The 338-nt window shown below is 57.7% G+C and carries 1 protein-coding gene; it reads right to left on the bottom strand.

The window, feature by feature from the left end:
* The coding region (locus AF337_RS24615) for an SDR family NAD(P)-dependent oxidoreductase (protein ID WP_152971173.1) at positions 1–216 on the bottom strand (216 nt) is incomplete at its 3' end.
* Positions 217–338: the final 122 nt, after the last annotated feature.

Below are 338 nucleotides of genomic sequence, written 5' to 3'. Positions count from 1 at the left end.
CTTCACGGCTGCCGGATCGGCGCTGTCGGCCTGGATGGCAAGCGCTTTGCGGCCCTTGCGCTCGATCGCCCGGACGACTTCGGCGGCGCGATCGGCCGAACGCTCATAGGTGATGGCGACATCAGCGCCTTTGTCGGCAAGCGCCAATGCGATGGCGGCACCGATGCCACGCGAGCCACCCGTTACCAGGGCACGCTTTCCAGCCAGTTCTGTCATGATCTTCTCTTTCTGTAGTGATCGACACATAAATAGCTAGGCACGTTGCGATGGGGTGTCAATGGGTTTATATAATGATCGATGCAAAAATCGGATGAGATCTCGGAAGTCGATAAAACCCC

Origin of the sequence: Rhizobium ecuadorense, assembly GCF_001187535.1 — a bacterium.
Classification (GTDB): Bacteria; Pseudomonadota; Alphaproteobacteria; order Rhizobiales; family Rhizobiaceae; genus Rhizobium; species Rhizobium ecuadorense.
This window is presented reverse-complemented; position numbering and strand designations above follow the sequence as displayed.